This window comes from Marinomonas pontica (genome assembly GCF_026191375.1).
Lineage (GTDB): Bacteria > Pseudomonadota > Gammaproteobacteria > Pseudomonadales > Marinomonadaceae > Marinomonas > Marinomonas pontica.
Map to the genome: position 1 here is coordinate 13,066 of NZ_JAODTL010000010.1, position 26,605 is coordinate 39,670.

19 protein-coding genes and 1 pseudogene are annotated in these 26,605 nt (G+C 47.3%); 11 read left to right on the forward strand and 9 right to left on the reverse strand.

Annotated features, from left to right (window positions below):
• Positions 1-18: 18 nt before the first annotated feature.
• The 3 genes from pstA to N5P32_RS01380 all read right to left on the reverse strand — a co-directional run bounded on the left by pstA (position 19) and on the right by N5P32_RS01380 (position 5,087).
• Positions 19-1,719, reverse strand: a complete 1,701-nt coding sequence (gene pstA, locus N5P32_RS01370) for a phosphate ABC transporter permease PstA (RefSeq protein ID WP_265727415.1) — start codon at positions 1,717-1,719, stop codon at positions 19-21.
• An 11-nt stretch (positions 1,720-1,730) separates the two neighbouring features.
• Positions 1,731-3,989: an ABC transporter permease subunit gene (locus N5P32_RS01375; RefSeq protein ID WP_265727416.1), complete on the reverse strand. Its 2,259-nt coding sequence runs from the start codon at positions 3,987-3,989 to the stop codon at positions 1,731-1,733.
• Between the two features lie 129 nt (positions 3,990-4,118).
• Positions 4,119-5,087, reverse strand: coding sequence for a PstS family phosphate ABC transporter substrate-binding protein (locus N5P32_RS01380; protein WP_265727417.1), 969 nt, complete (start codon positions 5,085-5,087; stop codon positions 4,119-4,121).
• Between the two features lie 281 nt (positions 5,088-5,368).
• Between N5P32_RS01380 and N5P32_RS01385 the strand changes: the two genes are divergently transcribed.
• The 7 genes from N5P32_RS01385 (at position 5,369) to N5P32_RS01415 (ending at position 13,414) form a co-directional block, all read left to right on the forward strand.
• On the forward strand, positions 5,369-5,905 hold the full coding sequence (locus N5P32_RS01385; RefSeq protein WP_265727418.1) for a TRAP transporter small permease subunit: 537 nt from the start codon (positions 5,369-5,371) through the stop codon (positions 5,903-5,905).
• Entirely contained in the window at positions 5,905-7,293 is a 1,389-nt protein-coding gene (locus tag N5P32_RS01390) for a TRAP transporter large permease (RefSeq protein WP_265727419.1), read from the forward strand. The genes N5P32_RS01385 and N5P32_RS01390 overlap by 1 nt, the downstream gene beginning before the upstream one ends.
• A gap of 57 nt (positions 7,294-7,350) precedes the next feature.
• Positions 7,351-7,542, forward strand: a complete 192-nt coding sequence (locus N5P32_RS01395; protein ID WP_265727420.1) for a hypothetical protein — start codon at positions 7,351-7,353, stop codon at positions 7,540-7,542.
• A gap of 13 nt (positions 7,543-7,555) precedes the next feature.
• Positions 7,556-8,314 (forward strand): NADPH:quinone reductase, encoded by a 759-nt coding sequence (locus N5P32_RS01400; RefSeq protein ID WP_265727421.1) that lies wholly within the window; start codon positions 7,556-7,558, stop codon positions 8,312-8,314.
• 198 nt (positions 8,315-8,512) lie between these two features.
• Positions 8,513-9,286 carry a helix-turn-helix domain-containing protein gene (locus N5P32_RS01405; protein ID WP_265727422.1) on the forward strand — a complete coding sequence of 258 codons (774 nt, stop codon included), beginning with the start codon at positions 8,513-8,515 and terminating at the stop codon, positions 9,284-9,286.
• Positions 9,287-9,593: 307 nt separating this feature from the next.
• Positions 9,594-12,716 carry a bifunctional proline dehydrogenase/L-glutamate gamma-semialdehyde dehydrogenase PutA gene (putA, locus tag N5P32_RS01410; protein WP_265727423.1) on the forward strand — a complete coding sequence of 1,041 codons (3,123 nt, stop codon included), beginning with the start codon at positions 9,594-9,596 and terminating at the stop codon, positions 12,714-12,716.
• Between the two features lie 14 nt (positions 12,717-12,730).
• On the forward strand, positions 12,731-13,414 hold the full coding sequence (locus N5P32_RS01415) for a 1-pyrroline-5-carboxylate dehydrogenase (RefSeq protein ID WP_265727424.1): 684 nt from the start codon (positions 12,731-12,733) through the stop codon (positions 13,412-13,414).
• Positions 13,415-13,507: 93 nt separating this feature from the next.
• Here the strand turns inward: N5P32_RS01415 and N5P32_RS01420 are convergent, their stop codons facing one another.
• The 4 genes from N5P32_RS01420 to uvrD form a co-directional block, all read right to left on the reverse strand.
• On the reverse strand, positions 13,508-14,617 hold the full coding sequence (locus N5P32_RS01420) for a TRAP transporter substrate-binding protein (protein ID WP_265727425.1): 1,110 nt from the start codon (positions 14,615-14,617) through the stop codon (positions 13,508-13,510).
• A gap of 296 nt (positions 14,618-14,913) precedes the next feature.
• Positions 14,914-16,026 carry a TRAP transporter substrate-binding protein gene (locus N5P32_RS01425; protein WP_265727426.1) on the reverse strand — a complete coding sequence of 371 codons (1,113 nt, stop codon included), beginning with the start codon at positions 16,024-16,026 and terminating at the stop codon, positions 14,914-14,916.
• 254 nt (positions 16,027-16,280) lie between these two features.
• A complete protein-coding gene (locus N5P32_RS01430; protein ID WP_265727427.1) occupies positions 16,281-17,348 on the reverse strand; it encodes a Gfo/Idh/MocA family oxidoreductase in 1,068 nt (355 codons plus the stop codon).
• A 337-nt stretch (positions 17,349-17,685) separates the two neighbouring features.
• On the reverse strand, positions 17,686-19,899 hold the full coding sequence (gene uvrD / locus N5P32_RS01435) for a DNA helicase II (RefSeq protein WP_265727428.1): 2,214 nt from the start codon (positions 19,897-19,899) through the stop codon (positions 17,686-17,688).
• 184 nt (positions 19,900-20,083) lie between these two features.
• Between uvrD and N5P32_RS01440 the strand changes: the two genes are divergently transcribed.
• The 3 genes from N5P32_RS01440 (at position 20,084) to N5P32_RS01450 (ending at position 22,537) form a co-directional block, all read left to right on the forward strand.
• Positions 20,084-20,278 carry a PA3496 family putative envelope integrity protein gene (locus tag N5P32_RS01440; RefSeq protein WP_265727429.1) on the forward strand — a complete coding sequence of 65 codons (195 nt, stop codon included), beginning with the start codon at positions 20,084-20,086 and terminating at the stop codon, positions 20,276-20,278.
• A 294-nt stretch (positions 20,279-20,572) separates the two neighbouring features.
• On the forward strand, positions 20,573-21,769 hold the full coding sequence (locus tag N5P32_RS01445; RefSeq protein WP_265727430.1) for an amino acid aminotransferase: 1,197 nt from the start codon (positions 20,573-20,575) through the stop codon (positions 21,767-21,769).
• Between the two features lie 141 nt (positions 21,770-21,910).
• Positions 21,911-22,537, forward strand: coding sequence for a DsbA family protein (locus tag N5P32_RS01450; protein ID WP_265727431.1), 627 nt, complete (start codon positions 21,911-21,913; stop codon positions 22,535-22,537).
• 48 nt (positions 22,538-22,585) lie between these two features.
• Here N5P32_RS01450 and N5P32_RS01455 read toward each other — a convergent pair whose 3' ends face one another.
• Entirely contained in the window at positions 22,586-23,410 is an 825-nt protein-coding gene (locus N5P32_RS01455) for a phosphatase PAP2 family protein (protein WP_265727432.1), read from the reverse strand.
• A 359-nt stretch (positions 23,411-23,769) separates the two neighbouring features.
• Between N5P32_RS01455 and eptA the strand changes: the two genes are divergently transcribed.
• Positions 23,770-25,371, forward strand: a complete 1,602-nt coding sequence (eptA, locus tag N5P32_RS01460; RefSeq protein ID WP_265727433.1) for a phosphoethanolamine--lipid A transferase EptA — start codon at positions 23,770-23,772, stop codon at positions 25,369-25,371.
• A 134-nt stretch (positions 25,372-25,505) separates the two neighbouring features.
• On the opposite strand, the pseudogene N5P32_RS01465 reads toward eptA, so the two are convergent.
• A pseudogene (locus N5P32_RS01465) lies at positions 25,506-26,605 on the reverse strand (PLP-dependent aminotransferase family protein); the annotation flags it as partial.

Here is a 26,605-nt window from a genome sequence, read left to right on the forward strand (position 1 = left end):
TCGTCTCTTCCCCGCTGCTTACATTTCCAGCGATTTGTATTTTTCACGTAAATGGTTTCGGATCGTTACTGCTGATAAGTTTAACAAAGCAATAACCAACACAAGTAAAAACGCTGTTGCATAGACCAATGGTCGTGCGGCTTCTACGTTGGGACTTTGGAAGCCCACGTCGTAAATATGGAAGCCTAAGTGCATGAACTTCTGATCCAAATGGATATAAGGGTAGTTGCCATCTAATGGCAAAGAAGGTGCTAATTTCACCACACCCACCAACATCAATGGTGCCACTTCACCCGCAGCACGAGCTACCGCCAAGATGACCCCTGTCATGATCGCAGGACTGGCCATCGGCAACACAACACGCCATAAGGTTTCGGCTTTCGTTGCGCCCAACGCCAAGCTGCCTTCACGCACATTTCGAGGAATACGTGACAAACCTTCTTCGGTTGCCACAATCACCACAGGCACGGTCAATAGCGCCAGAGTGATAGATGCCCACATCAAACCACCCGTACCAAATGTCGGCGACGGCAAGGCTTCAGGAAAGAACGCTTGGTCGATGCCAGAACCTAAGAAGTAAATAAAGAATCCCAAACCAAACACACCGTATACGATGGAAGGCACGCCCGCTAAGTTGTTTACCGCGATACGAATAACGCGTGTCACCCAACCTTGCGCCGCGTATTCACGCAGATAAACCGCGGCCACCACACCAAATGGCGTCACCAAAACCGTCATCAACAAGACCATCATTACCGTACCGAAAATGGCAGGGAACACGCCGCCTTCTGTATTGGCTTCACGAGGTTCGTCAGACAAGAACTCCCACAACTTAGTGAAGTAGAAACTCATTTTCTGACCCACGTTCATCGCGTTCGCACGGTAAGCATGAACAATCTTAGCCACGGGCATTTCATGCTCCGTTCCGTCCATCACCTGAACCACGAAAGTATCGCGGTTAATTTGTGAATACAGATTGATCAAGCTTTGTTGCAAGCCTTTGTACTCTTCGTCGTATTGGCTACGCTCGACCGCCAAGTCTGCTTCTGCCGCTGGCGTTAGCTTGCCTTCTAGCTCAAGGCGACGCTGCTTCAATCGAATACGCTCTAGCGCGTAGTTGATCTTACCAATGTCTGTCTTTTCGATTTCATGGATTTCATCAAAAATCGTAGCCGCACGCGCAATGCTCTTTTCAAACACAGCCCATGTCGCTAACGCCGACTCAGTTGGCGTTATATCGCTGGTTTCAGATGCGACTTTTCCGTCTTCCTTCACCGCTTTTAAGTAACCGTACAAGTTACCCCATTCACGGCGTTCTGCTGTAAACAGCATCTCTGGTCGTTTCGTTTCTGTCAGATATTCATCGATCACCCAGCGAAAATCCGAACCATAAACGTCACGGTTACCGGTTTTCATCAGAGTACGCTGCATTAACTGATGGTTGTCAGGAATATCAATGCCCGCTTCACGCAATTGCGCCGCTGGCACTTCCACACTTTCAACACGCTCAGCCACGATGTTGTATTCCGATTCACCTGGAAGCGCGTAATGAGATTCCACCACATCCGCAGGCCAAAAATGCCCTAAACCACGAACGGCGATCAGCAGCAATAAACCCACTACCATGATGACGGAAATCGCCACGGCGCCCGCGTTTAGCCACACCCATGGGTCACCCGCTTTCACCCATTCAGATACGGACTTTTTCTTCATTTTCATTTCAGTACTCATTATAGCGACCCGTATTTTTTGCGTAGGTGCTGACGCACGGTTTCAGCGATTGTGTTCACCACAAAGGTGAAGATAAAGAGCACAAACGCCGCTAAGAACAAGATTCGGTAATGTGAGCTGCCCACTTCAGATTCCGGTACTTCTACCGCCAAGTTGGCCGCTAGCGTCCGCATACCTTCGAAGATATTGGCGTCCATGATTGGCGTGTTGCCCGTTGCCATCAATACGATCATGGTTTCACCCACGGCACGACCCATACCGATCATCACCGCAGAGAAAATACCTGGGCTCGCTGTTGGTAATACCACGCGAGTCATGGTTTGCCAGTAAGTCGCCCCCAATGCCAATGACCCTTGAGTTAAGGCTTTTGGCACGCTGAAGATGGCGTCTTCCGTGATAGAGAAGATGGTTGGGATAACCGCAAAGCCCATGGCAAAACCCACTACCAATGCGTTACGTTGGTCGAACGTGATACCAAGGTCATTGGTGATCCAGCCGCGAATGTTACCGCCGAAGAAATTCAGCTCAATGATTGGGCTCATCGCCAAACACAACCACGCCAAGAACACGATCACCGGAATCAACAACAGTGGCTGCCAGCCTTCTGGCACCAACCAACGTAAATTCTGAGGCAAACGCGACCAGCAATACGCAAACACGAGAATACCGACAGGCAGCACAACAAACACACTAAAGGTCGCGGCTAGGTTTTCTTCCAAGAAAGGCGCAAAGAACAAACCGGCTAAGAAGCCCAAAATAACGGTTGGCAAGGCTTCCATTAACTCGATCACTGGCTTGATCTTACGACGCAACGCAGGCGCCATGAAATACGCCGTGTAAATCGCACCACAAATCGCCAATGGCACCGCCATCAACATCGCGTAGAAAGCGGCTTTTAGCGTACCAAACGCCAATGGCATCAAGCTGTATTTCGGCTCGAAGTCGTTGTTCGCCGCAGAAGACTGCCAGGTGTACGTCGGCTCTTGGTAACCTTCGTACCACACCTTGCCCCACAAAGAAGACCAAGACACTTCTGGGTGCTCGTTATCAACGTGGAAAAAGTGCAGCCCCTTGTCGTCTTCCAACAACAGGCCATTAGCACGAGGAGAGAAACTGATCAGTCGAGCGTTGTTGTCGCTCAGCTTTTCGTTAATAACTTGGCGCGTAGACGTGGCGTTGTAAATCGCCACCAAGCCACGCTCATCCAAGGTCGCAAAGCCTTTACGGCGTTGCTCCATCGCTAAATCAACAATCGCGATAGGCTGCTTAACGTCACGAATAAAGGTCAGTTTTTCTTCATTCTCTTCATTACGCACATTGAACCACTGGCTCACATGACCGGACGAATCGGCCACCATAATCGATGACTTACCCAATAAATAGCTCATTGAAACAAGCTTAGTGTTTGGGTCTTTAAACAAGGACATCGCGTCTTTCAGCGCAATGTTATCGAAGTCGCGAAGGTCGAATTCGCTCAACGCACCAGAACGTGTTGCCACGTACAAATAGCGCTGGTCGCCACTCAGCAGCATGCTCGCGACATCCGCCACAAAAGGCAATGACTCGCTTTGCTCGCTTAGTTCCACTTCTTCGGTGATGAAGTTCACTTCTTTAGAGACTTTCGTGATGGCGCTTTTTGTGTCACCAATTGCCGCCATGGTCAGGCTGTCGCTGCCATCACGGACGGTGAGTTTTTTAATCGCAAAATCCGCCACATCGATCGCGTCTTCACCGTAAGGGTATTCCACGACTGGGGTGATTTTACGTTTGCCATCAGGGTAGGAAATTTTGTAATCGTGTTTCACGATGAGCGCTTTGCCGTCTTCGTAACCAAACGCCACTAAACGACTGGTATCCGATTCAACCGCAAACGCGGTGACTTTTTCAGAACGAAGGTTTTTAACCCTGTTGATCACACTGCCGTCAGCAACAGAAAAGAAGACAATACTGCCATTACTCGTCACTCGCATGCCAACTTCGGATTGCTCTTCGGTTGTCAAATAAAGGCTCTTTCCTTGATCCTCTGCAGGCAAGGCATAACTTGCCTCAGCATCAATGCTGGCGCTAGAAAATAAAGGCGCCACTTCATATAGTAAGTAGAAGCAAATAAGCAGCACAGCCAAAATAACACTGCTGCCTCCCACGGCAATACCCATTCCAGCCATACGGTCTTTCAGGGCGCGAATTTTTCGATGACGCTTTAAAGCTGGCGTATTGAAATCCAGTTCAGGCATCTGATGGTCAGTTGATTTAGTCATCCGCATTCATCTTTGTTGTGTGACGTTTTTATGTGACAGTAGTGTGACAGCCTACGAAGAAAGCAAAGTAGGAGAGCGTTTCGGCCCTCCTACTTTTAGCATCTACTTCGTAGCTCGCTACAGCGTTACTTAGTTAATACCTAGATCTTTAAGGTACTTACTCGCAACTTTCGCTGGAAGAGGAACATAACCGTCTTTTACGACAACCTCTTGACCCATTTTAGAAAGTACCATTTTAACGAATTCACGTTGTAGTGGTTCAAGCGGCTTGTTAGGCGCTTTGTTTACGTAAACGTAAAGGAAACGAGACAATGGGTATTTACCTGTTGCTGCGTTTTCAATCGTTGCGTCGATGAACTCGCCGCCTTCTTTCTTAGTTAGTGGTACAGCACGTACAGAAGACGTTTTGTAACCAATACCAGAGTAACCAATACCGTTAAGAGATGTAGATACAGACTGTACTACAGACGCAGAACCTGGCTGCTCGTTTACAGAGTTTTTGAAGTCGCCTTTGTAAAGTGCGTGCTCTTTGAAGTAACCGTAAGTACCAGATACAGAGTTACGACCAAACAACTGAACGTCACGATTCGCCCAAGCGCCAGTCAAACCCGCTTTGCCCCAGTTAGTGATGTCTTCGCTGTGTCCACCTTTACGAGTAGAAGAGAAGATCGCATCCACTTCTGGAAGAGACATACCTTTGATTGGGTTATCTTTGTGTACGAAAACCGCTAGAGCATCGATAGCCACTGGAATTGCTGTTGGCTTGTAGCCGTATTTTTTCTCAAACGCTGCGATTTCTTTGTCTTTCATTGTACGAGACATAGGACCGAAGTTTGATGTGCCTTCAGTCAATGCTGGTGGCGCAGTAGAAGAACCAGCCGCTTGGATCTGGATGTTCACGTTAGGGTAAAGACGTTTGAAGTCTTCTGCCCAAAGTGTCATCAAGTTTGCTAATGTGTCAGAGCCAACACTTGAAATATTGCCAGAAACGCCACTTGCTTTGCTGTAAGACATCAAATTTGAGTCAACATCGGCAAAAGCGTTAACAGAAACGCCTACCGCTGCTGTCATCGCTAAACCTGCAACTAGTTTTTTCATCACATAAACCTCAGTGGTTGTAGTCAAATATTTATGAGCAACTGCCCATAGCTCGTTCGATGTTTTGTACTATAGGAAAAGCGTGTGACAAAAATGTTACATCGTGAAATATTTCAAAAAAATTTTAATGTCCGATAAATAATCCCTAACGCGTGTTTCCCATAGCCTGCAATATTCCCAAGCGTAGCGTTATCCAATAGACTAACCATCCGGATTTTGACGCTGGTTTTTTGCCGTGCGAAGCATCCGATAATAATGATTAAAAAACTGTGGGTACTTTAATGTTTAACAAACTGGTCTCTTCGGCTGAGGCAATTTCCCAATACTTGGGAAGATGCATTGCTTGGCTCACGTTGGTGATGATGCTACTTACCTGTCTCATCGTCCTGCTACGTTATGGTTTTGATAATGGTTCGATTGCATTGCAAGAGTCTGTGCTGTACTTGCATGCCATGGTCTTTATGTTGGGCGCGGCCTATACCTTTAAAGACGACGAGCATGTCCGTGTCGATGTTTTTTACCGTGATTTCTCAGTGACGAAAAAAGCCTGGGTTAATATCATCGGTGGCATTTTCTTTTTACTGCCGTTCACGCTGTATACCGCCTATTTAAGCCTAGATTACGTTAGCGCTTCTTGGCGCGTATTGGAAACGTCTCCAGAACCGGGTGGTTTGCCTTTCGTCTATCTGCTCAAAACTCTGATCCCTATTATGATGGCGAGTCTCATCATTCAAGGTACGGCCGATATTTTGAAGAATATTGGCGTGGTAACTGCGGCTCGCTCCCCTATTAATAAACAGGCTAAAGGACAAAACTAATGGCTGAATTTATTCCTTTATGGCTGTTTGCTGGCGTGTGTGTCTGCTTGCTGTTTGGTTACCCTGTGGCATTTTCTTTGGGTGGCACGGCACTTATTTTCGCCGCGGTCGGTTCTTTTTTTGGCACCTTTGACAGCGTTTTCTTAGAAGCCTTACCCAACCGCTTGTTCGGTATTATTGGTAACGAAACCCTCATCGCGGTACCGCTATTCGTCTTGATGGGCGTGTTGCTCGAGAAATCAAAGCTGGCTGAGAAGTTGCTCGATTCCATGGCGATGCTGTTTGGAACCTTGCGTGGTGGTTTGGGTATTTCGGTGATTTTGGTGGGTATGTTGTTGGCGGCCAGTACGGGTATTGTGGGCGCAACCGTTGTCACCATGGGCATGATTTCGTTGCCAACCATGTTACGCCGCGGTTATGACCCTGCGCTGGCAACCGGTACTATTTGTGCAACCGGAACCTTAGGCCAAATTATTCCGCCTTCCATCGCCTTGGTTTTACTGGGCGACGTCATGTCCAACGCTTACCAAAAAGCGCAATTGGAAATGGGCATATTCTCACCAAAAACCATTTCTGTGGGGGATTTGTTTGTTGGTGCGTTAATTCCTGGCTTAATCCTCGTTGGCTTGTACATTCTTTACGTCATCATGGTCGCTTGGTTGCAGCCGCACAAAGCGCCCGCGGTTCCTCGTGAAGAGTTGCGCAATGGTTCTACTGAGCCATTGGCGATTCAGTTGATCAAAGGTCTTTTACCACCTTTAATCCTTATCTTTGCGGTATTGGGCTCTATCCTTAGCGGGATTGCAACGCCAACGGAAGCGGCCGGTGTGGGTGCATTAGGCGCAGCGATTTTGGCGTTGGCAAGCGGTAAATTAAGCTTCCCTACCCTAAAAGACGCCGTCTATTCGACCACCAAGGTCACTTGCATGGTCTTCATGATTCTCATCGGTGCGTCGCTGTTTTCCTTGGTATTCCGTGGCTTTGGCGGCGAAGAGCTGATTCAAGACTTCTTCTCGCAACTGCCTGGCGGTGTAGTGGGTGCCATGATTGTGGTGATGTTGCTGATGTTCTTCCTTGGCTTCATCCTCGACTTCATTGAAATCACCTTTGTGGTTGTTCCCATTGTTGCCCCAGTTTTATTGGCCATGGGTCTAGACCCTGTTTGGTTAGGTATTATGATGGCGATTAACTTACAAACGTCCTTCTTAACACCGCCATTTGGCTTTGCGCTCTTCTATTTACGCGGAGTGGCGCCGCCAGAAATTAAAACCCAGTCCATCTATAAAGGTGTGCTGCCGTTTATCTTGATTCAGATCTTTGTATTATTGATGTTGGCTGTTTGGCCAGATCTGGCGACATGGCTCCCTGAGCAAGTCTATGCAGACTGATCTAAGGCATAACTTTTGAAATAACAAAAACAGAACTCATTAAGTTAGGACAAAAACATGAAAGCAATGCAAATGAAAGACTACGGCCCCGCCAGTGACTTGTCGCTGGCGGATGCGCCAACACCTAAGATTAATAACGACCAGATACTCGTTAAAGTCGGTGCTGCAGGCGTCAACCCAGTGGACACTTACATTCGCTCTGGTACCAATAATTACTCTGCCAATTTCCACGCATACGCCGGGTTCTGATGGCGCTGGAACCGTGGTTGAACTGGGTGCGAACGTCACTGGGTTTGAAGTCGGTCAGCGGGTGTATTTCAGTCGCAACCTAACAGGGTCTTCAGCGGAATTTACCGCGTGTGCGGCAACGCACACTTACCCTCTTGCGGATGCATTGTCTTTTGAAGAAGGCGCTTGTGTTGGTATTCCCTACACCACGGCGCATCGTGCCTTGTTTGGTCGTGCCAACGGTAAAGCGGGCGATAAAGTCTTAGTCCATGGCGCAACTGGCGCCGTCGGCATTGCCACTGTCCAGCTTGCTTTGGCCGCAGGTATGGACGTGGTGGCCAGTTCAGGTACTAAGGAAGGTGCGGAATTACTGCGTCAGCAAGGTGTGAAAACCGTCATTATGCACAATGAAGCCGACCATCTGGCACCCTATCAATCCCTAGAAACCGGTTTTGATATCGTGATTGAAATGTTGGCTAACCATAACCTAGATCAAGACCTAAAAGCCTTGGCTTTCGGTGGCTGCGTGGCTGTCGTTGGAAATCGTGGCACGGTTGAAATCAACCCTCGCGACTTAATGGCGCGCGATGCGTCCGTTGTCGGTGTCGCATTAGCGAATGTGAAGCCAGCGGAATTGGCGTTGATTGCGAAAGCCTTGCGCCCTTTGTTTGAAAAAGGCGTACTCAAGCCGGTGATTCGCCAAAGTTACCCACTGACTGAATTGGCGCAAGCCCATGAAGACGTCCTGAAATCTGGGGCGCTAGGCAACTTAGTCATAGCCATTGGCGAGTAGCCAAATCACACAAACACAGCGCGTCGTTGAATTTTGCAGAAAAAGCGCGCTGTGTTTCTTTTCTCTCCACAAGCCCTCCTCATTTCGCTGCCAAGACGATAAAAACACGCTAAAATCCAGCATCTCCAAAAAAATACGCTACTAAAGCCGCATTAAGGCCGCTATACTTTCACACTTAATGTATTTAATAGGCTTATTTTGACTCAGTCTGATTCCGACGTTTTTAGCCTGCCAACCGAAGCAGATACCCACGATCACGATTTTCACCAACTGGTGATTGTGCTTGATGGCAACACTGATTTCGACGTAGAAGGCAAAGGCAAACAACTGCATACTGGCGAAGGGTGTATTCTTCCGTCAGAGAACAGTCATGCGTTCGCGGGTCTGGGTGAAAATCGCATTATGGTGGTTAACCTTCCCATTCCACCGCAAAAAAGCATCACAGATGAAGAATACGAAGTCGTATCACGCTTGTTCGATCAAGCCGCCTACTTCCAACTGAATCCTCGTTTGCAAATACTGGCATCGGCGCTGTCTGGCGAGTTACAGCAATACCCAAATGACGCCATTTTAGCCAGAGCCTGTGGCAACACACTGCTCAGTGCTATTCGCCACCAGATCAACAACAAAGACGTTCGCGCCCGCGGTAATCACCTCGACATCGACAAGCTTGACCAATTTATTGAGTTAAACCTATCGCGCCGTGTCCACATTGATCAGTTGGCTAATTTCTGCTTTTTGAGCGTCAGCCAATTCCACGAGCGCTTTAAAGACCGTACCGGCATGACGCCGCATCAATACCTCATGCGCAAGCGTTTGGAGCGAGCTCAAAGTTTGCTGACCGAAGGATTCCCGCCCATTCAAGTCGCCGAAATGTGTGGATTTTCTAGCCAAAGTGCGATGACCAACGTGTTTTCTCAAACACTGGGCATCACACCATTAAAATATCAGAAGCAATTCACTAACCGCTAAACCAGTCCCCACCTTAGTTTTCATGCTCCAATAATACGCATTGAGCACACTTCGACCGGATCTTGCACAACAATAAACCACCCCGCAATTTATTCTAGAAAAGTCGGACTTTCTTATAAAAAAAAACGATTTTTTTCGAAAGACAATTTAACCCCTCTGTCACTAAAGTGTCAGCATTATCCAGACATGCATTTTTTTGATTAAGCAGAACGAAAAGTAATCAAAAAAAAGCGTAATGCTCTATAACAATATGCGGCCTTAATAAAGAGCCGAACGGCTTTTTAGGTTAACGCGGGAGAATCCAACCATGTTTAAAGCGATTGAGGTGTTACAACCTAACTTCATTCAGCGTCCACTTAACGAATTGTGGCAGCTCATTTCCCCTCTTTACAATTTGGATGAAGAAAAGTGGTTGAATGAATTATTGCCGTTGGCAAAACCAACTGAAGGCGAATTGGAAAGCCAAACAAATGCCGCAGCCGACCTAATTGCAGCCGTTCGTAAAGACGACGACAGCATGTCAATGATTGACGCTTTGCTACTGGAATACAGCCTAGACACCAAAGAAGGCATTTTGCTGATGTGTTTGGCCGAAGCGCTCATGCGCGTGCCAGACAAAGAAACCGCTGATGCGTTTATCAAAGACCGTTTGAGCGTCGCCGACTGGGCCTCTCACGCGAAAAACTCTGACTCTTTCTTCGTTAATGCGTCTACTTGGGGCTTATTGTTGACGGGCAAAATAGTCACTATGGACGAGAAAAAAGACGGTACGCCAGCGAACTTGGTGAACCGCATGGTAAACCGTGTTTCTGAGCCGGTGATTCGTAAAGCGATGAACCAAGCGATGAAAATCATGGGACACCAGTTTGTACTAGGTCGCAGCATTGAAGAAGCTCTATCTCGTGGTAAAAGCTACCGCGACAAAGGTTATACCTACTCTTTCGACATGTTGGGCGAAGCCGCGTTAACCGCCGCCGATGCAGACAAATACCTAAAATCTTACATGCAGGCCGTTGAGTCTGTGGGTAAAGATACTTACAACCAAAAACACCGCCCAACGATCTCCATCAAACTGTCAGCCCTTCACCCACGTTACGAAGTGGGTTGTGAAGAGCGCGTGATGACGGAATTGTTCGACAGCGTAAAAGGCTTGATCATCAAAGCGCGCTCGTTGAACGTCGGTATTACCATCGATGCAGAAGAAGCCGATCGCCTAGAGCTTTCTTTGCATTTGTTTGAAAAATTGTTCCGCGACGAATGTACTAAAGGTTGGGGCTTATTCGGCCTTGTGGTTCAAGCTTACTCAAAACGTGCTCTGCCGGTTTTGGTGTGGTTGGCGGCCTTATCCAAAGAACAAGGCGATCGCATTCCTGTACGTCTTGTAAAAGGCGCTTACTGGGATTCTGAAATCAAACTGTGCCAACAACGTGGCATCAACGGTTACCCAGTGTACACACGTAAAGAATCCACTGACGTGTCTTACTTGGCGTGTGCGAACTTCTTGCTAAGCGAACACACTCGCGCACACATCTTCCCGCAATTTGCCAGCCACAACGCACACACCATTGCGACCATCAGCTGTTTGGCAACGCAATTGGGCGCGACAACACAAGAATTCGAATTCCAACGTCTGCACGGCATGGGTGACGCGCTTTACAACCGTCTAATCAAAGGTAGCGATATTTGCGTGCGCATCTACGCACCAGTCGGCAGTCATAAAGACTTGCTTCCTTACTTGGTTCGCCGTCTGCTAGAAAACGGCGCCAACAGCTCATTCGTTCACCGTTTGATCGATGCAAGTTACCCAATTTCTGACTTGATCAACCATCCTGTCACCACATTGGAAAGCCGCAAGTCATTGGCTAACCCGCACATTAACTTGCCAGCAAATTTGTTTGACGACCGTAAAAACTCGTTTGGCCCGAACATTGAAATCGATTCTGATTGGACGCCTTTCAAAGCCAAAATCGACGCTTTCATGGGTCAAGATACGCAATGGCGTGCTTTCCCTATTGTGGGTGGCGAAAAAGTCACAACAGGGCAAACGCACTCTATTAAAAGCCCTTACGATCACAGCCAAACCGCTGGTCAAATCGACTGGGCAGACGCCGCGACCGTTACCAAGGCCATTGATCTTGCTGAAGCCGCTTTCCCTGCTTGGTCTGCGCGTCCAGCCACAGAGCGTGCGGATTGCCTAGACAAAATGGCTGACTTGATGGAGGAAAACTACGCAGAATTGATGGCACTTTGCCACCGTGAAGCGGGTAAAACCATTCAAGACAGCATCGATGAAGTACGTGAAGCCGTGGATTTCTGCCGCTACTACGCGCAACAAGCCCGTAGCCACTTTGCTAACCCAACGCACTACAAAGATTTCTTGGGTCAAGACAAACAAGCCAAGCTAAACGGCCGCGGCGTGTTCACGTGTATCAGTCCATGGAACTTCCCATTGGCCATCTTTACAGGCCAAGTCGTTGCTGCTCTAGTCGTGGGCAACACTGTTGTGGCGAAGCCGGCTGAGCAAACCAGCTTGATCGCTTTCCGCGCTATTGAAATGCTACACCAAGCTGGCGTTCCAACTGACGTACTTCACTTGTTACCAGGTGACGGCGCGACAGTTGGTGCTCCACTTACTAGCGACAAACGCATTGCTGGCCTTGCCTTCACAGGTTCCACTGGCACAGCACAATTGATCAACCGCACGCTAGCGGCTCGTGGCGTTGCGCCCGTACCAGTCATTGCGGAAACCGGTGGTCAAAACGCCATGCTGGTGGATTCTACGTCTTTGCCAGAGCAAGTCGTTCGTGATGCGGTACGTTCAGCGTTTGCTTCTGCAGGTCAGCGTTGTTCTGCACTGCGTGTATTGTTCGTACAAGCCGACATCGCTGATCGCGTTATTCCGATGATCAAAGGCGCCATGGCGGAACAAAGCGTTGGCTTGCCTTACCTACACAGCACCGATGTAGGTCCAGTGATCGATAAAAAAGCGCAAAAAATGCTGCTAGATCACATCGAGCACATGACGAAAGAAAGCAAATTGATCGCCCAAGCGGAATTACCAGATTTCGCCAAAAACGGTACTTTCGTTGCACCAACCGCGTTTGAGATCAGCAGCATAGATCAGCTAACAGATGAGAAATTTGGCCCTATCCTTCACGTTGTACGCTACAAAGCACGCGACTTGGATAAGATCATCGACACCATCAATAACTCAGGCTTTGGTTTGACTATGGGCGTTCACAGCCGTAACGAAACCACTTGTGCTCGTATCGCAAGTCGCGCTCGTGTTGGTAACCTATATATCAACCGCGACCAAGTCGGTGCAGTAGTTGGTGTTCAGCCTTTCGGCGGACAAGGTTTATCCGGCACAGGACCAAAAGCTGGCGGTCCACATTACCTTCAACGCTTCGCTATTGAGCAAGACCTTTAAGGGGAGACATTACTATGACAATCGTACAACCTATCCAAATTCAGGTCGCTCAGAAAGTCTTCGAAGCATGGGACAAACTTGGCGTAAATGGCCGCGCAGAAAAACTGAAAAAAGCCCTAAACGCCTTCCCTGAAGCACAACGAAAAATGGCCGCTTGGCAAATCGACAACGCGAAGCAATCCATTGCTGAAACGCGCGTCATGCCGGGGCCAACTGGCGAGCGCAACGAACTGTCTAACCAAGGCCGTGGCGTGTTTCTTTGCATGTCTTCGCTTGAAGGCGATATGGCGAAAGTGGGACTAGTTGGCCAAGTGTTTGCTGCGCTTATTGCCGGTAACCCCGTGATTACTGTGGGACTGGCTGGCCAAGAAATCATGGACATGATTTCCCCAGTTGTCGCAGAAGGTGTTGTGCAAAACATTGCGGAATCCGCGCAAGATTCTTTGATCGAAGCCAACCACCTTGCTGGTATCGCGACGCTGTGCGACCCTGCGCAAGCCCAACAGCTAAGCCAACGTCTTGCAGCGAAAAGCGGCCTAATCTGCCAATTGGTTGAAGAAACCGACGCGGAAAATTTAAGCGTGATAGCGAAACCACACTACGTACTACGCTTTGTCACTGAACGCACCGTGTCTAACAACACCACGGCAATCGGCGGCAACGCAACACTGCTTGAATTAGGCAGCATGAACGACTAAGCCTCGTTCTAATAGCAATACCTATAAAAAAACAGCCCTTCTTGGAAACAAGAAGGGCTGTTTTTTTTATCTATAACACGACTAAATTAAGAATTACTCAAGCTCACGAGCATTGATGTAAGCGCGTTCAGACACTTCATGCCATGCTCTTACTTTCGCACCAAACTCTTTGAATGAGTCATACACTTTTTGGCTCATTGGATCGGCTGCTGCCACTTCTTCCAATGTTTCTGTAGACGCTTTTTTCAATGCAGACAAGACATCATCAGGGAAAGGTTTTAACGTCACGTTATGTTCGTTAATAAGCGTTTGCAGTGCGGAGTTGTTCAATGCTGTGAACTCATCCAACATCTCGGCGTTCGCTTGGCGTGTCGCTGCACGTACGATCAACTGTAGGTCTTTTGGCAAAGCCTCAAACGCTTCTTTGTTGTACAGCGCTTCCATCGTTGAACCTGGCTCGTGCCAACCTGGGTAGTAATAGAACTTCGCCGCTTTGTACAAACCAAACGCTAGGTCGTTATAAGGTCCAACCCACTCGGTTGCGTCAATCGCGCCAGTTTGCAAGGAAGTAAAGATCTCACCACCTGGCAAGTTAATTGGCGTACCGCCCACTTTCTTCAATACTTCGCCACCAAGGCCTGGAATACGCATTTTTAGACCTTGGAAGTCTTCCAACGAGTTGATTTCTTTATTGAACCAGCCGCCCATTTGCACACCAGTGTTACCTGCTGCCATTGGGATTAGGTTAAAGGGTGCGTAAATTTCTTCCCATAGTTTCAAACCGCCGCCATGGTGAATCCAAGAGTTGATTTCTTGTGCCGTGAAGCCAAATGGTACCGCGGTAAAGAACTGCGCAGCTGGCGCTTTGCCTTTCCAATAATAGGCTGCACCATGACCCATTTGTGCTGTGCCACGAGACACCGCATCAAACACTTCCAACGCAGGAACCAATTCGCCTGCCGCATACACTTTGACATTAATGCGGCCATTGGACATTTCGTTGATGCTTTTGGCTAGGTTTTCAGCCCCCGTACCCAAACCTGGAAAGTTTTTTGGCCAAGTCGTGACCATTTTCCAGTTAATGACTTCGGCTTTCTTTTCTACTTTTGCGGTTTCTTTTTCTTCTGATCCACCACATGCCACCAAAGTGGCTGCCGTCAAACCGACTAAGGCCAGTTTGCCCCACGTTTTTATTTTTATCATTTGCTATCCCTCAGGAGACTGATTGCGTTTATTGTTATTGGACTTAGCTTTAAAACTCAAGCAACCCTAATTGCCTTTGCGTCAACGCCCTATAATAAGGATTGAAATTGACCCTTTAGTCACATTTTATGCACTAAGTGTACTGAATAGTATGAATTGCTGTGCGGGCGCTCAAGCCCTTTTTTGATATTTATTTACAAATGGTCAGAATAGTCATTTAAAGACAAACAAAAAGAAGCCCTGTTATCCGTCGATAACAGGGCTTCTTGGAATCGCAGGCTTTGTACTCTAAGACATCAGTCTATTGCGCGAGCATTGATGAACGCACGTTCAGAAATGTCATGCCACTGGTTAACTGAGTTCAAAAATGCCGTGAAAGAATCGTACACTTTTTGGCTCATCGGATCGTTTGCCGCCACTTCTTTAAGTGTTTCATCAGACGCCACTCGCAGTGCTTCTAGCAAATCTTTCGGGAACTTTTTCAACACCACGTGGTGATCATTCACTAACGTCGTCAAAGCCGCATCGTTTCGAGCGGTAAATTCGCTCAACATATCCAAATTGGCTTGCTGAGCGGCAGTACGAACAATCTCTTGCAAATCCGTCGGCAAGGCATTAAATGCGTCTTTGTTCACTAACGCTTCAACGGCAGAACCCGGCTCTTGCCAACCTGGGTAATAGTAGTATTTTGCGGCTTTGTACAAACCAAACGCTAAGTCGTTATAAGGTCCCACCCACTCAGTCGCATCAATCGTTCCCGTCTGCAACGCTGTGAATATTTCGCTGCCGGGTAAGTTAATGGTTACCGCACCAACTTTCTTCAGCACCTCACCACCTAACCCTGGCATACGCATTTTCAAACCTTGGAAATCCGCCAGAGAATTGATCTCTTTATTAAACCAGCCGCCCATTTGTGCGCCCGTGTTACCTGCCGCCATGGGGATGATATTAAAGGGAGCGTACACTTCTTCCCACAGCTTCAAACCACCACCATAGTCGAGCCACGCGTTGAATTCTTGTGCCGTCATACCAAAAGGCACAGAAGAAAAGAACTGCACCGCAGGCGCTTTGCCTTTCCAATAATACGCCGTGCTGTGTCCCATTTCTGCCGTGCCGCGAGAGACCGCATCAAACACTTCCAGAGCAGGAACCAATTCGCCCGCCGCATAGACTTTGACATCCAAACGTCCATTCGACATTTTCGTAATGTTTTTCGCTAATTCGTCCGCAGAGGTTCCCAAGCCCGGGAAATTCTTTGGCCACGTTGTGACCATTTTCCAGTGAATGGTCTCCGCTTTCTTTTCAACTTTTGCCGCGTCTTCCGTCTTCTCTGAACCGCCACACGCGACCAAAGTCAAAGCAAACAAACCAGCGAACGCCAATTTGCCCAATACCATTAAATTACGCATTATTTTCCCTCAGGGAGCCAGTTACTTAATATTTTGAATCTGTCTGTGACATGAGAAAGCGACGCCCAACATCACTCACCATTGAAGATTTGATCAACAACCAACGCATATCAAAATATCGCCCGTTATTGTGTTTTTATTATAGGATCAGACAGAAAAACGCCCTTTTGATGTAAAAAACATCAAAAGGGCGAAAGATAATAAGAACTGGAGGAATTTTGCTCAACCCTTTTTTGCGATTTATCGAGACGAATTTACTTCGCAGAAAAATTAGGGACATAACCCCACGACATACGCTGACCACTTTCGGCTGATTGCTCCGCCAAACACAACAGATAAATCAGCTGACAAGCCTGCTCCATCGAAACCGGAGCCTCACCTTTACCAAGAATCGCATCACGTAATTGCCCGTAAAACGCGGCATACTCGCCATGCGTTGCGGCTTCTTGGACACAATCGATGTTATCTTGCGAATGCGCCACAAAACGCGTGATCTTTTGCTCAGCGGCTCGTGAAGGGAAATCGGCTTCCCAAGGCATTTGCCCTGCTCGTAGCGCCTCTTCCTGTGGGTCTAACCCCACACATTGCCAACTTCCTTTAGTAAATCTTGCGTTGAAGCGGCGCATTTCACCGGCCTCAAACGGCGTCGAGGCCAAACGCACACGTTTGTCGTCGTAACCAAACTCCACTTCAAACCAATCATGGGTTTGACTACCGTCGCGTAGCTTATCAATACTCGCATGCAACCACTTCGGCGGCCCAAATAAACTCAATGCCTGATCTAAAATATGCGGCCCTAAATCCCAAAAAATCCCCGTACCAACACCCGGCTCTTCGCGCCAACGGGCTTGTGCCGTCGGACGAAAACGATCAAAGCGAGAATCCAAATGCTTCAACTCACCCAACTCACCGCTTTCAATTAATGTTTTAAGACGCAGAAAATCGCCATCAAAACGACGATTCTGGTAAACACAAAACACCAAGCCTTTTTGCTTCGCCAAAGCACACAAAGCTTCTATCTGAGATAAACGGGTGACAGATGGCTTTTCCAACAACACATGCTTGCCGTTTTCCAACGCCAGCTTTGCCTGATCAAAATGCAACGTATTCGGCGTCGTAATCACCACCAAATCCACATCCGGCGCGGCAAATACAGACTCCGCAGACGACACCACAGACACATCAGGCAACACCGCCCTCACCTCATCCGCCTTTGAACTGCAAACATACGACATCGTCATGTCAGGATCATTCATCACAAACGGCGCATGAAACACCCGCCCCGACAAACCAAAACCAATCAAACCAACGCGAATCGCCATGTCACACTCCTTATTAGCTAAATACTTACAACTCTAAACAGTTTACATCTAATCGAAAAAATTTGCTGCAATTAAAAAAAATTACTGAGTTACAATCGGAAAAACGAGAGAAATAGCGAAGTACACAAATGGCTAAACCGCTGGGGAACAGACAACGAACTTGAAGCTCTATTGCTGCCGATACGCTTTGCTGCGCAACAAGCGCAAAGGAAAATACTCAGCGTTCTTTTAGCAAGGCAACCTTAAATTATCTCGCTGTCTGATTTGCGCTGACGCGCTGAGCTTGCGAAGCAGGCGCAAGCAAATCAGGCAACGAGATATTCCATCTAAACCAAACCTAAAGCACTTCCAGTTTAGCAAACGACAACACTAGCCACTTAGTGCCTTCGTCATCAAAATTGACCTGTACGCGTGCTTGTGGGCCTTGGCCTTCGTAGTTGATCACCAAGCCTTCACCAAACACAGGATGATTCACTCGATCCCCCATATTCACGGTAACTTCTGGCGCTTTGTAACTGTTTAACACACTGCTGTTTTGCAGTTTGTTCTTTTCAAAGTTGTAATCAGGGCGCTGCAAAGACACTGGACGGCTGACTTGAGAGCGAAGACGCACTTCTTCCAAACATTCCGGTGGCAACTCTTTGATAAAGCGCGAAGGGCTATTAAACGATTCGCTACCAAACAAACGACGAGATTCCGCGTACGTGATGTAAAGCTTTTCCATCGCGCGGGTAATGCCCACATAGCAAAGGCGACGCTCTTCTTCGAGTCGACCTGGTTCTTCGAAAGACATCTTGCTTGGAAAAACGTTTTCTTCCACGCCGGTTAAGAACACCAATGGGAATTCGAGACCCTTCGCCGAATGCAGTGTCATCAATTGTACTGCGTCTTGGTATTCGTCCGCTTGCGCATCGCCCGCATCCAAAACCGCTTTGTCCAAGAAGGCCATCAACGGCGAGCTAAACTCTTCGTCCTCATCGCTCCAACTGAATCCGCCAGCCGCACCCACCAATTCTTTTAAGTTTTCGATCCGTGCTTCGCCCTTCTCGCCTTTCTCTTTTTCGTGGAAAGGAATCAAACCCGCTTCTTCAATAATCTGCTCGAAAATATCATTCAGGTTCAAATCAGGCTGTTGAACGGTCGTACTCAAGCCTTCAATAAGGTGTAAAAATGCCTTGATGGCATTGGTTGCACGAGCCGTCATCAATGACTGACGCACGACTTCCTGTGCGGCTTGCCACATGGAACAGCCATTATCACGGGCAATTTCACGCAAGGTTCCGATGCTACGTTCACCAATACCACGAGGTGGCACGTTGATCACTCGTTCCATGGCGCCATCGTCATTTGGATCGAGAGCCAAACGGGCGTAAGCCAAGGCATTTTTGATCTCAAGACGATCGTAGAATCTGTGCCCACCGTAAATCCGATAAGCAATCTGTTCCCTAACTAAGCATTCCTCGATCACTCGCGACTGGGCATTGGAGCGATACAGAATTGCCATGTCCGTCAGTGAAGTGCCTTTGTCGCGCCATTGTTTGATAATGCCAAGAATGAAGCGCGCTTCGTCCTGTTCATTAAACCCGGCATAGAGTGAAATAGGATCGCCTTCACCACTGTCCGTCCAAAGCTCTTTCCCCAAGCGGTCGTCGTTGTGTTTGATCAAGCCGTTGGCCGCTTTCAGAATATGACCGGTTGAGCGGTAGTTTTGCTCCAAACGGATGGTGCCAACGTCTTTAAAATCTTTGGTGAAATTTTGGATATTTTCAATTTTCGCGCCACGCCAACCGTAAATCGATTGGTCGTCATCGCCAACAGCGGTAATTGTGCCTTCGCTGCCCACCATGATGCGTAACCAAGCGTATTGAATGGTGTTGGTATCTTGAAACTCGTCCACCAGCACATGACGAAAACGGTCTTGATAATGGCGTAACAAGGCAGGCGTGCTGAGCATCAGTTCGTGTGCTCGCAATAACAATTCACCAAAATCCAGTAAACCGCCACGCTCACAAGCTTCTTCGTAGTGGTAATACAATTCGCGCATGCCTTTAGAGAAAGGGTCATGGCTGTCTGGCACATGAGCCGCACGGCGACCTTCGTCTTTTTGTGCGTTGATAAACCAAGACACTTGTTTAGGTGGCCAGCGAGTATCGTCGATATTCAGTTCGCGCATGATGCGTTTTATGAGTCGCAACTGGTCGTCACTGTCCATTATCTGGAAATTTTCTTTCAACCCCGCATCACGCCAATGAGCACGCAATAAGCGATGCGCTAAACCGTGGAAAGTCCCCACCCACATGCCTTGTGGAGGAACGCCCACGAGCTGTTCGATACGCCCTTGCATCTCACGTGCCGCTTTATTGGTAAAAGTCACCGCCATCAGGCTGTAAGGTGATAATTCGTAAGCGTGCATCAACCACGCAATGCGGTGCACCAAGACTCGGGTTTTCCCCGACCCAGCGCCAGCCAATACCAGACTGTTTTGTAGCGGTGCGGCCACCGCTTCACGCTGTTTGTCATTGAGTGAATCGAGGATAAAAGAAACGTCCATTGCATTCCGCCATGATTAATTAATAAATTTGTCACAAAAAACACGTAAAAATAGGTTGATTTTTAATCTATTTGAGTTTTTTATTAGCTTGAAAATGAGTTGTCTGTCTATTTTGACTTTTTTTAACTGTCGATGACAGTGGTCTATGCACTCAATGTCATCGAACGTCCAAAAGGGTATAACGATGAGCGATTTTGCGGAAACATTAACTGAAGTAAAAACCGACATAATGCATGCATCCATTAGCTTGGAAAATGAATCAAAAGAACGAAATCAAAAGGAAGATGCAGCGCGTATGTTAAAAGCCCGACGTGCAATTGAACAGCACTTAGAACAAAAACGTTTGAACCAAGACATTTCAAACGGCTGGGACGATTAGTTTTCTCTCGTTAAGCTGACACAGTCAGGTACGCGACAAGACCTAACATTTGGTTAGGTCTAGAAGTTTTGTCACACCAAAAAACGCCATTGGATTGGCTCAACGATGAACGCTCTGCGTAATTTGCTACATTTTTCTCATCGACTTATCCATTTCCCTCATCCTACACAGTAATTCCGTCCCCATTTCCCTCAGCTTATAGCGGTTACTCACGTCTTGGAGTACCATATAGCCTGATTTTTATATCTTCTAATCCATAATAAAAAAAGAAAATAACCCTCTTGGGGAGTTACTATGTTTGAACATATCCAAGCTGCTCCTGCAGACCCAATTCTTGGCCTGAATGACGCTTACAAAAAAGATTCCAATCCCAATAAAATTAACTTGGGCGTTGGTGTATACAAAGACGAGCAAGGTAATACGCCTATTTTAAAGGCGGTAAAACAAGCCGAGGAACGCTTGTTGACTCAAGAAACAACCAAAAGCTACCTAAGCATCGAAGGCGCACCCGCTTATCGATCTGCCGTGCAAACGCTTTTATTTGGTAAAGACCACCCCATCATTACCAAGCAGCTTGCTCAAACAGCCCATACCCCTGGCGGCACTGGCGCATTACGCGTCGCAGCAGAATTCATTAAAAAGCACTTACCAGAAGCCACTATTTGGGTCAGTAACCCAACATGGGCAAACCACCAATCGGTTTTTCAATCGGTTGGTTTGGAAGTGGGCAGTTATGCGTATTACAACGCAGACAATAAATCGTTGGACTTTGAAGCCCTGCTTGCGAGCTTGTCTCAAGTTCCTGAAGGTGATGTAGTGTTGTTCCACGGTTGTTGCCACAACCCAACGGGCATCGACCCTACACCAGAGCAATGGTACCAACTTGCTAAGTTGTGCAGTAAACAAGGCTTCTTGCCGTTGTTTGACTTCGCTTATCAAGGTTTTGGTCAGGGCTTGCAAGAAGACGCTCAAGGCTTACGCACCTTCTTAGAACACGTGCCGGAAATGTTGATCGCCAGCTCATTCTCAAAGAACTTCGGTTTGTACAACGAACGTGTTGGTGCACTGACGATTCTTTGTGAAACCGCTGAACAAGCGGAAACGGCGTTCACTCAAATCAAACGCTGCATTCGCACCAACTATTCCAATCCGCCATCTCACGGCTCGGCGGTGGTTGCCGAGATTCTGAATGACCCAGAATTGTTTGCACTGTGGGAAAGTGAAGTCAAAGCCATGCGTACTCGCATTCACGAAATGCGCAGCTTGTTTGTGAACACATTACGCATCAAAGGCGTAAGCCAAGATTTCTCGTTTATTTCACAACAGCAAGGCATGTTCTCTTTTTCTGGTCTTACACCAGATCAAGTGGCTCAGCTGCGTAAAGAGTTCGGCATTTACATTGTTGGCTCAGGACGTATCAGCGTAGCGGGTATGACGCACGACAACATGGAACCTTTGTGTGACGCGATTGCGAATATCTTGAAAGGCTAAGAGCAAATAAGCTCACGTCAATAAACGGCTTCAACCTCTTGGTTAAGCCGTTTTTTTATGGGCACAGTTCAACTTGGTTGTGTTCTGACTAAAAAGACTGCTACTTTAAGCCCGTCGTTTTTACCACACAGAGACCATTTCATGACTGCTACACTACTTTATTGCTATGACCCAATGTGCAGCTGGTGTTGGGGATTTCGCCCGACTTGGACAAAACTACAAAAAGCCTTACAGCCTTTGATCGACTCTGACCAATTGTCGATTCAACCCATGCTAGGCGGCCTAGCAGTTGATTCAGATACCCCCATGGCAAAAGAAATGAAAGCCAAGCTTGAAGCGACATGGAAGAACATCCAGTCCACATTAGGTATGGAGTTTAATTTCGACTTCTGGCAAAACAATACACCACGCCGTTCAACTTACCCCGCCTGTCGAGCGTGCTACGTCGCAAGAGACATGGGGCTAGAAGATGAGATGTACCATGCGATTCAAGAAGCCTATTACGTAAAGGCCAAGAATCCATCGGATCTTGATACATTAACCGAATGCGCAGAACACATAGGCATGAATGCAGAAGGTTTTAATAAAGCCATGCAACACGTCAAACACAAGCAGCTTATCGAGCAAGAAATACTTCAAGCAAGGCAATTAGGGTTAAACTCATTTCCCTCTTTAGCACTACTAAAAGGCGACACGCTCATCTCAATTTCACTTGATTATAAAGACCCTGCAAGCATGGTCACGGCCATAAAAAAGGCGCTGTCATAGCGCCTTTTTTATGTCTATAGACCTTCTAATCAAGTAGAAACAGTCTCGTTATCTTACCCAGATGTAATTTTTGAATACTCGAAATAACGCAGCCGCAGACACCACATACAACAATGGCAACGCAAGCTTATAATCATTGCCATCTACGAAGATCATGATGCAGGCAATGACCAGCAAGGTCAGCGTGAACAAATGAACATAAGCGCAAATGCCAGCTTTCCACTTCGCCGTCACCATCACACCCGCGACGCCCAACACAACCCCTAAAGAGCCGCCTATTAACACATCCGCTGGCCAATGAACGCCGATCAAAACTCGACTCAAACCCACCAAGACAGCCAACGTCATAATAGACACTTTAAAGTACAGGTTCTGCACATAGCAAAAGCAAATCGTGGCCAGCAAGAACGCCGTCATACTGTGACCAGAGGGGAAGCTGCGCGACTTATACGCCCGCCCAAGTAAGTTAAATGCCTCAGGATCAAGCACCGCTGGCGGACGAGGCATCGCGAAATAATCTTTCAATAAATTCACAACAATCGCGGATACGATCGTCGTAAACAAAACCGTCCAATGAAAACGTATATGACGACATGAAAAAAGCAGCACCAACGCCAATAAAAACACACCGTCACCAAACACGGTGAGGTTCTCCAGCAAGGTAGGATAAATATAAGAAGATAAGTGGTTTATTTCTAAGAAGGCAAATTGATAACCTCCCATAGAATACCCAATGCCTGCCAAACTGGCTAAAACAATGGCAATCACTAATAAAATCTGGATGTTAGATTGCGACACGACAGTCGGTGTCGACCGAGCTTCTTCTAATAAAGACTTATAGTTATTGCAAATATTGGTTGAAGAGCAGCGCATAAAATCCATCTCAATTGGGAATATCTAGTATGAAAATAACAATTAGCGTTCAATTTTAACCTCATTCTATGCACATTGCGTGAAAAATATATAAAAATTCATGACAAACATACCAATAATGGACATATGACCTTAATTTTTGGGGAATGTATTCTGCACCTTCTCAATGACACGGATTCGCCATGATCCTAAATACGTCTACGATTAGTGTTAAATTGTTACAATCGGGCTTGCGTGATAAAGTGACTTCGCGGTGCAAATAAGCATCTATCATGTAACCTAGAATTGATATTTAACCATTAACGCCTTGCACTTTTCGGCACGAAGCCGCCGTAGGATCAACAGGAAACAACTCGCCCATGAAGCGCCAACACTCTGGTTTTTCTCGCTTTTTCAAAAGCACACCAAAAACATCAACCTTCATTATTTTCATCACCTTACTGAACATCGCCCTCTACAACTGGCCATTGTTTTCTTTTTCATTGAAAAACTTAGATGGCATCACTCTCAACAGTTTGCATACGCTGCTGGCGGTGTTCGCGGTGATTTACTTAGAGACGGCGTTGATTCTGTACCTGTTGTTTTTGATATCAAGACGCCTTGGTAAAGCGGTTTGTGTGGTGTTGGCGTTAGCGAATTCGCTGGCGGTCTACTTTGTTGTGACCTACAACGTCATTTTAGACAGAACCATGATGGGCAATATCTTCAACACACAATATTCGGAATCTGAGCAATTTCTAAGCCCAACACTGCTGGTGTACTTTGTACTTCTGGGCGTCATTCCGGCCTATTTGATCATGCGATCTTCGATTCAAAAGACGTCTAGAATCCGCCTAGCGTTGCATCTTGTGCTTACTATTGTCGTGATTTCTACTTTTTTATGGCAATCGCAAAGCAAATGGCTTTGGGTAGACGACCATGCCAAACAGTTGGGCGGTATGACCATGCCTTGGTCATACGTCGGCAATGCCGCGCGTTTCCAATACAGCAAGTCTCAGGAAAATATTGTTCAAACACCACTGCCTGATGCGACTTTCCTATCCAATAATAAAACCGTTGTGGTATTGGTGATTGGTGAATCGGCACGCGCACAGAATTTTTCGTTGTATGGTTACGATAGACCCACCAATCCATTACTCGCCGCATCGGACGTCATTACGTTGAAAAACGCCACATCTTGCGCCAGCTATACTACCGCCGCCGTAAAATGCATTCTCTCGCACCACAATCCAAGCGGCGTATTTACTGAGAATTTTGAGCCGTTACCCAGTTACCTACAACGCCAAGGAATTGATGTTATTTGGCGCACCAAGAACTGGGGTGAACCACCAATTAAGGTATCTAGCTACCTAAGTTCAGGGGATTTAAAGCAGAATTGTGAAGGCAATGAATGCGGCTATGATGGTGTTTTACTCAGCCATTTGGCCGAACAAATCGCCGCATCGGATAAGCAAAAAGTATTTGTGGTATTGCATCAAACAGGCAGTCACGGCCCCTCTTATTACAGCAAATACCCTAAAGAATTTGAGTTGTTTAAGCCTGTCTGTCGATCCGTTGAACTGAGCAAGTGCACACAAGCAGAGCTGATTAACGCGTACGACAATACCATTTTGTACAACGATCATTTCTTGGATCAATTACGCCAAACACTGGTGGGCATAAAAGACACATCAAGTGCCTTTTTGTATGTATCTGATCACGGAGAATCACTTGGAGAAGGTGGTATTTATTTACATGGAACGCCCTATTCTATTGCGCCAGAACAACAATTGCATGTGCCCTTCCTTGTCTGGATGTCGCCGTCTTTTATCGACCAACAACACATTAACGTCGATACGTTAAAAAGCAGAGAAAGCAGCACACAAGCCAATGTGTTCCACAGCGTTATGGGGGCATTCGACATGCGCAGTGAAATTTATAACAAAGATTTAGACATGTTCGGCGCAGCAAGCCAACCTTAAAACACATTTCGTACACGACAATAAAAAGGGCCGTCAATCTGGCCCTTTTTATTGCTTCGATCACTGGCATCACTCAGTATCGACTTAATGCGCCGATACAGAGAACCTAATGAATCAACCAAAATCGTGGTTGATCAAGTCCAACATCGGGTTATACAAGGGCTCGGTCGTTGCGTTTCGCGACGTCTTATCTTCTTTTTTAAGCGATGTTGGCTCACTTTTAAGGGGGTTGGCTCACTGGTTTCTGTCGTCGCTAAATCACTTTCCACCGCTGCCACTGAATCTTCATGTGTTGCTGATTGGTCAGGTTCGATAGGCTCAACGACGTCATCTTTTGCAACCGCCTTATCTTGCAAAACGATTTCCACTTCCGGCTGAGGTTTTTTGCCTATGGCCAAATGCTCTGCTAACGCGTTGGCCAAAGGCTCCACATCGTCCAAGGTGACATTAATCGCGAGCCAATGGTGTGCGTCGGCCTCCTGACTCAACAGCGAGCCGGGCACAATCGCATGACGAAAGCTGGCCAACAGCGCAGTAATGCTGCTCACTGGTAAAGGGGTCGATAAATACATCCACAAAGACATACCGCCTTTACTAGCGGCAAAACTGACCTGATCCCCAAGGCGAGTTTCCAAATGCGCTTTGATTCGTTCTGAATTCGCCCACACATCTCTGGCACGCTTGGTTAATGAGCGCTTACTATTTGATTGTAAAGCGTCACCAAGCGCTGCTTGCTGAACATCGCTAAGTGACATATCGGCGGCTAAAAACGCCCCATCTAACAACGCCTGATGTCGACCAGGCAAACACCAACTGGCTGAACGGCCTGCGCCTTTGGACTCCACACCACCGATATACACAATATGATCCGACGAATCCAATGACTTATAAGTCATGACAGAGCCCGCTCGGTACGCCAAATGCGAGCACAAATCCCACTCAATCACTGGCAGTTTGGTTTCTTCAATAATCGCCAACCAACGACGCAAGCTTAGATTGCTAATCAATTGACCGGCAGGAAAAGCAAACTGCCCCGGCAAGACAATCAAGCGAATGGATTCATCACGCAGACAACGAATCGCCAAATCCAAATCAACGCCCCGCTCTCCCGCTTTTAGCGTGATAACTTGCCGCCCTAAACTTTGCAGCGTCGTGGTGATTCTAGGGTCACAAGGCGTCAGCACTAACACGCTGTCACCCTGTTGTGTCAGTGTTTGCACACTCTGGGTAAACA